Origin of the sequence: Pseudomonas sp. (assembly GCF_026224925.1) — a bacterium.
Lineage (GTDB): Bacteria > Pseudomonadota > Gammaproteobacteria > Pseudomonadales > Pseudomonadaceae > Aquipseudomonas.
In genome coordinates, this window is record NZ_JAMFRV010000099.1 from 1 (window position 1) to 7,431 (window position 7,431).

Genomic DNA, 7,431 nt, shown 5'->3' on the forward strand with positions numbered 1-7,431 from the left:
AGGATGCTTTTATCGTCGGGGTCGGCACGCACTTGATGAACTACGAAACATCACCGGTCAAAGCCTTGCAGATGGTCTCGGATGCCGGAATCACCGCCGTCAAAGACGACGCGTATTGGTCCACGGCAGAACCGACGGCTAACCAATTGCGCATCGTGGCGCCGTGGCGCACGTACCTGAACACCACCAAAAGCAATAACCTGACCACGCTGACGATTCTTGATTACAGCACCAACTTCCACGACAACCTCAAGCCCCGTACGCCAGAGGTCAAGACGGCATACCTCAAATACGTCGACTACGTGACCCGCCAATTGCCCGGCAAAACCGACTACTGGGAAATCTGGAACGAGTGGGACCTGGAGGGGCCGAAAGACCCCAAGCTGTCCGCCGACTACGCCACGCTGGTCAAAGAAACGGTACCGCTGATTCGTAAGAACGATCCAAAGGCCAAAATCCTCGCTGGCTCCGTGACCCCTGAAGGCATGAACTTCGGTTTTGCTGACCGCTTGATCGACGCCGGGATACTCGATCAGATCGATGGCCTGTCGATACACCCCTACGTGCATTGCGCAGGCAGAGGGCAAAACACACCGGAAGCCTGGGCCAAATGGGTACGTGATTACGTCCGACACGTGAACGAAAAAGCCGGTAGGGAAATTCCGATTTACCTGACCGAGGTCAGCTGGCCAAGCCACACCGGCAATTGCGGAAACACACCGGAGACCGTCGCTTCCTACATAGCGCGAACGTTTTTCCTAGCCCGGACTATACCGAGCCTGAAAGGCATGTGGTGGTATGACTTGGTCAACGATGGCTTGGACAAAACCGATCAAGAACACAACTTCGGCCTGCTCGACCACAACCTGGACCCTAAACCCGGCTATGGCGTACTCAAAGCCATAAGTCCGTTCGTACGTGATTACACCTACGACCCCGAGCCCAGCACCATGGTCAACGATGTTTACCTGCTGTACTTCAACAAAGGCACAGAACACGTCGTCGTCGGCTGGGTTGACGGTCGCTCCCAAGAGAAACAAGTGACCAGCAGCGCCAAGCTCGCAGGCAAGCTGCAACTCATCGACACCGCACACCCAGCAAAAGGCCAGATCAACACCGATACGCCGTGGGCGTGCAGCGATCAGCACTGTGCGGCAACCGTAACCCTCACTAACTTTCCCAAAATCATTAGCCTGAACGCCCCAGACGAGATGGTTAAACGCTGATTCAGCACCGACTCAGCAACTGCCCGCCCCTGGATAGAATCGCCATGGACTTTCGAGAAGACATCAATGGACTACGCGCGATTGCAGTAATCGCCGTGGTCCTGTTCCATTTCAACCCGGCGTGGCTGCCAGGCGGTTACGCGGGCGTCGATATATTTTTCGTCATCTCCGGCTATCTGATCACCGGGATCATTTTCCGTGGCCTGCAAAAAAACAGCTTCGGCCTGATCACCTTCTACAAATCCCGGGCTAAGCGGATCATCCCGGCGCTGGCAGTCATGTGCTGCACACTATTAGTGTTTGGTTGGTTCTATTTACTGCCACTGGAATACAGCGAACTGGGCAAACACGTCGCCAGCAGCCTTGGGTTCTTTTCCAACTTTGTGTACTGGTCAGAAGCGGGCTACTTCACCGCCGGCGCCCATGAGAAATGGCTACTGCATACGTGGTCACTCTCGGTTGAATGGCAGTTTTACATGATCTACCCGATTATCCTGCTGTTGCTTAGCCGGTTGATCTCACTGCACCTACTGCGTTGGATCGTCCTCGCCGGGAGCGTTCTCGGCTTTCTGGCCTGCGTGTATGTCTCATTCAAATGGCCAGAGCCGGCTTTTTATCTATTGCCTGCCCGCGCCTGGGAATTACTGGCGGGCGGCGTCGCCTGTTTGTTCCCGATCAAGCTCAAACACCTGCCACAACGTGCGCTTGAAACATTGGGTATTAGCTTGATGCTAGTGAGCTTTTTCATCCTGTCCGAAAGAGACGTCTGGCCGGGTTACCTGGCGTTGTTGCCGGTGATGGGCACACTGCTGGTGATCGTCTCGGCTCGGCAAGATTCGGTCATGACCAACAACCTGTTCTCACAATGGACCGGCAAGCTTTCCTACTCGCTGTACCTGTGGCACTGGCCGGTGGTGGTGTTCATGAGCTATGCCGGGTATTTGAACGATACCCGGAGTGCGCTGGCCGGGATCGCAGTTTCATTCGCCTTGGGCTTCGCCTCATTCTCGCTGATCGAGAGCACCTCCAAGGTAAAACGCGAGCGCCCCTGGAAGTTCGCCACCGTCAGCAGCCTAATCGTTTTGGTATTCGCCGGTGGCGCCGCAGTGCGAGCGACACAAGGCGCCGTCACCCCATTACGCACCATCAGCATCTCTGACAAAGCACGCTTTGTGCAGGACTACGCCGACCGGCAAAACAACCTCTACGAAACCTATTGGCTCAAGTGCGACGCGTTTTCCGCCTTCACACAGCGCGGACAAAAAGCGATCGATCCGTCCTGCACGCAAAAACACGGCGAAGGCGGCGTCTTCCTGTGGGGCGACTCCCACGCCCAAGCACTGTCGCTGGGCTTGAGAACACTGCTGCCTAAGGACACGCCGTTCTACCAAGTCACCTCGGCCGCCTGCAAACCCAGCCTCACCGACGACACCGGGCTGCAAACCCCGCCGCGCATCAGTTGCAACTACTCCAACAGAACCGCACTGGAAAGCATTCAGGCTGACAAGCCGGACATCGTGGTTATCGCGCAAAAAGATGAACACGACAAAACCCACTGGGACCAAATCGCCGCACGGCTCAAAAGCTACGGCGTCAAACACGTCGTACTCATGGGTCCACTGCCGCAATGGAGCCCTTCCCTACCCAGCGTCATCGCCAACCGCCACTGGGGCGCCAACGACTCCCACATCACCGACGCCGCCCTCGACCGCAGCGTGATGATCTCCGATCGCGCAACGCAAAACTCCATCGACCACAACGCCGTGGATTTTGTGTCCTTGATTGATAAGTTGTGTGTGGCGGATTCGTGCTTGGTGAGACTGCAGGGGGATAACTCGCTGCTGCAGATTGACTCGGGGCATTTGAGTGAAAAGGGTTCGATTTACATTGTTAAGAATTTTGTGATGCCGGAGATTGAGAAGTTGAATTGAGGGGAGGTGGTTCAACTCGATCACCGTAGGAGCGGGCTTGTTCGCGAGACGTCGTAACTGACAAGACGCCGACAAAACGATATCTACAGATCGGTAAAAATATAGATAATTTCAGTTGTTTTATAAAAACGAAGCCCGCCAGGTTTGATGACCTGCGCGGGCTTTTTTTGGCCTCAATCCTGGGGCCAGTAATTTTCGTAAAGTTGCTCGAATCGGCGTTAGATGCTGATCGGTTGCACGTAGAGCTTTGAGGCTAATACCGATCTCAATCTAACAACTAAACCGCAACACTAAACACACTTGGAAAAATCTCGACAGTTTAATATATACACAGATCATTAAACCAACTTAGGAATAATCCTTCGTTAGCAAGTAACATATCCTACAGTCATTATGGATTAATCTGGCCAAGCATATATACCAAAGACTTCTTTTAGTTTACAAATGGAGCCTCCCCATGCCAGTCTTGTCCCCTCAGAACAAACTCACCCTGATAGTCGCCTACCTGAAAAAGGATTACGGCCTACTGATGTACAGGGTCTGCGGGGAGAAAGAGCCAACCAAACCTGTTTTTAATATTTAACAGGTGATCGACTGCCACTTTCTGGTCGGGGATGATTACGCTGGAAAATCAGCGTGTTTGTGTATGGACAATCAAAACAGTTATGGCCTTCATAACATGTAATGTTGAATCCACGGCCTACTCGCGGCAAAGCAGTCGCCGATTGAAATCATAGTGACTGTTGCCGTCCTTCGACCAAGAACAAGGACGGTAAACGCAACCCCGAAAGGGAAACTCTGTTTAGTAAGCCGCTTCAACCACTATTTAAAGCCACAAGGAAGTATTTATGCATCCATCGCTACAGCGCCTATCCCCGGACTCCGCGCCTCGTTCCCCCCGCGCCTTGCTGTTGGGTACACGTTTGTGGAATACGCCCGTTAGTCCCGTGCAAGGGAGACACAAATGAAGAGTTCGGTACGAGGCCGGTGCTGCTCAATCGTTGTCGCAGTCTTGCTGTCAACCTACACCGCTGCCTGGGCGGCGCCGACGGTTGTGGCGAAGACCCCGGCGCCAAACCCTTCTTGGCTGATGGGCGAGGCAAAACGCCTGAGCAACGCGAAACTATTGGCAGCGGCCACGGTCATGGCCCAGGCGGCTATGGAGGCGAGCCGTAAGAAGGGCGGCTACGGAGAATACACGGACCTCGAAGCGGGCGACTTGCTCGTCAACCTGCTGCACCAGCAGAAGAGATACGACGAGGCCCGGATCGCCGCCGAAGAGCAGATTGCGTATTGGGAGCAGGAAACAGCCTCTTCCGGATCGAAGAACAAGCGCGACCCTCGCATCCCGGGCATGCTGGGCCGAGCAATAGAGGCAAGCATGATGGCGGGAGAAAGAGCAGAGGTCGCACGTCTGCAGGAAAAGCTTTTCGCGGCCGTCAACCCCTATCCCGGTCTATGGAGCTTGTCACCGGACGAGCCGCGCTTGCGATACGAACTGGCTGACTTCTCGATGCCACTGCTGCTGGGGCAGTGGAAACTGACAACGTTTGAGCCAGCAAAAAACCGGGATTCCACCACCCGCCTCCTCTACACGCAGGAGTTGGCGGACAGCCACCTGAGCGCCAAGATTTCGCTGTCTTATGACGAGAAACAACGCAAACAGAATGCATCGCAACGGCAGGAGTGGCTCAAATCCTACGAAGGGCAGGGTGAGGCAAAGGCGCTTGCATCCGCAATGCCCGATCTCCCCTTCGACGGCCTGACCTCCGTCAAACACGGGAGGCAAGAGGAGTGTGATGGCGAGCAATGTGTCAACGTTTATTGGATGGCGCTACGCGGCGACTGGCGCATGGCGATTCACGTGACTTTTAAATCGCGGGACGAAGCTCAAGCAACTGAGCAGGTGCGCAAGTTGTTCGCACAGTTGAAATGGCAAAGCGCACGACCGCTGTTCCGCGAACGTACTATGGCCGAGCAAATCCAAGACATGGATTCAACCTTGGAGATTCCGGGCGGCTGGTCCAAGGCCGCTGAACTGGCGGAAAAGGCGCTGCCCGATGCCTTTTCCTCGGAGGAAGTTGCGCGTGTGCAGACACTTATCGGCGTGTCGCAGTACCGGCGCGGCGCCCTGGATGCCGCCCGCCGCTCGTTGGATTTAGCCGTGCCTGCTTGGGAAAATGGCTTTATCGATGAAATCTTCTATCGCGTTGCGCTGGATTACGCAGCGGATATTGCCTATCGCCAGGGCAGAGTTCACGAGGCCGTCCCCCTAAACCGTACGTTCATCGAATGGCAGGCAAGCGACTCTACGCTAGGCTGGGCAATGCCGAAGAATGAAAATGCCTTGGTCAACCGTCAGAATGGCATGCATCTTCCCTTGCGCGTAGGCGACTACCGCCTGAGATTGGGCACACACGGTCGTTTCTACTACGAAAATTTGCAAACAAGGGCGCAACTTGGCCTCACCGTGGGCTTCGCTCAGTCATCTGACGATGAACTTGAGTCGTTGCTGCGCTCTTTCATGGCAAAAAATTTGCGGCTGCAAGCCGGAGACGTACGTAGGACGACGTTCTCGCCCACACTGGCCAAGCGAGAACCGCAGACAGCCGGCCGCAAATGGGAGTTCGATGTGACGAAGCTACCTGGCGAGAAAGAGGCCTCCGACGAGGGTTCTATTGACGGCGTCCCGCGAGGCACACCCATAAAAATGGCGTTTTGGATTGTAGACCGCGAGGGGCAACGGTCTTTGCTACGGGCACCAATAATGGACGGTGACCAAACCAAGCTTGAGGCGAACAAGATTGCGCAAGCGTTGTCATGGTAGGACCCAACCCCTAACACTGCCAAACAGCCCAACAGCCCAACCACACCGTCCCCTCTGCTTCTCTCCTGGCCTTCTTGGTGCCTGAAGCAGAGGGTGATCACTTGGCTGTTGAGGCGCTGCAACAACGCTTCAAACTCTCCGCGCAGCACCTGCCGGTCATTGCCGTTTTGATCATCGGCAAAGGTCGCGCCCAATACTTGACCGCTTTCGTGCTTCGCCAGCTGATCGAAAAATACGCCAAAGCCATCAATCGCGTCAGCTTTGCTGAGTACTAGATAAACCGGTAGATCGACCTTTAGTTGCTGGCGGATGTCCTTCAGGCGCTCACGAATTGAAGTGGCTGTTATGTACTTGTTGGAGACCGCGCGAGAGTGGGTAGAGTCCGCGTTGAAAGCGGATAGATCGTAACCAAGTAATCAGAACCAACACTAAATTAAAGCCAGATCAAACCGAAATACTGTAGAGATGAAATTTATCCGGGAATGGATTTACCGCTACAGTAAAACTGTACGCGAAAAACCTATTCGAATATCGCCACTCAATCTGTTCCAGTTAGAAACTATCACTTTAGGAGTTTTCCTACAGCCGCTCCGCCGGCAGACTACATATTTGAATTTGGTTACAGAATATTCTACCGAAACCAATACAAAATAAAGAAAACAACCATGAAAAGCTCACGCACGAAGGCAAAAAAATATATACACGCGGCATTAATCACACTTCTTATAATTTCCATTAGTGGGTGCGGATCCATAGTGGCAAGAACGGCACGCAGCTCTGTGGATGCAAACTATTTTAAAGGTGTTCAGGGCACCTATCAATATCTGACACTTAAAGCGTCGTTTGGTCCCTATGACCCCCTACCTATAATGTGCTTGCTAACAATAATTTGTCCTGTGGCATTTATTTACTCCTTACCTATCGACGCCGCAATTGATACCGTTTTGCTGCCATACGATTTATTCAAGTCCTAATCCAGCGCCTGTTGAGACACGCACTGTCGGTCTTTCGACCGCTTGTAGGAGCCTTCCGAAAGTAAGGTTTGTTAACGACTGAGGGTTTATGTTTCACGGACAAACCACCAAAACTGTAGGAGCGCGCTTGCCCGCGATGGACCGCGAAGCGGTCCCAAACCGGCACACTCATTTCTAACGGGAAGAAACGAGTCTGCTGATTTTACGACTGCTTTGCAGCCGATCGCGGGCAAGCGAGTTCCTACAGTTGATTTCCTGTTTAGCTAGTTAAATGTTGTTTGATAAAAACGAAGCCCGCCGGGTTTGATGACCTGCGCGGGCTTTTTTTGGTGTATGAGGCCGCAGTGGGCTAACAAGACCAACCGTTCTCGGTTGCCCCCCCTTGGACGACTCCTACAGAAAGCATTGTAAGGCCGCACTTGTAGACCGCAGCAGTTCGTTCACTACCCGAATTAATCAGCATCCGGGTCCTG

At 53.7% G+C, this 7,431-nt stretch carries 3 protein-coding genes and 1 pseudogene; 3 read left to right on the forward strand and 1 reads right to left on the reverse strand.

The genetic code is table 11. From position 1 onward, the window contains the following. The 3 genes from M0974_RS04500 to M0974_RS04510 form a co-directional block, all read left to right on the forward strand. Window positions 1-1,226 (forward strand): hypothetical protein (locus M0974_RS04500; RefSeq protein WP_297833331.1); only part of this gene is annotated, 1,226 nt, incomplete at its 5' end. Window positions 1,227-1,270: 44 nt separating this feature from the next. Continuing rightward, complete coding sequence (locus M0974_RS04505) at window positions 1,271-3,157, forward strand: acyltransferase family protein (protein ID WP_297833333.1); 1,887 nt, start codon at window positions 1,271-1,273, stop codon at window positions 3,155-3,157. A 964-nt stretch (window positions 3,158-4,121) separates the two neighbouring features. Next, window positions 4,122-5,984: a hypothetical protein gene (locus M0974_RS04510; RefSeq protein ID WP_297833336.1), complete on the forward strand. Its 1,863-nt coding sequence runs from the start codon at window positions 4,122-4,124 to the stop codon at window positions 5,982-5,984. Between the two features lie 95 nt (window positions 5,985-6,079). Here M0974_RS04510 and M0974_RS04515 read toward each other — a convergent pair. Further along, window positions 6,080-6,316 (reverse strand): annotated as a pseudogene (locus tag M0974_RS04515) (type VI secretion protein IcmF/TssM N-terminal domain-containing protein); the annotation flags it as partial. Window positions 6,317-7,431 lie beyond the last annotated feature (1,115 nt).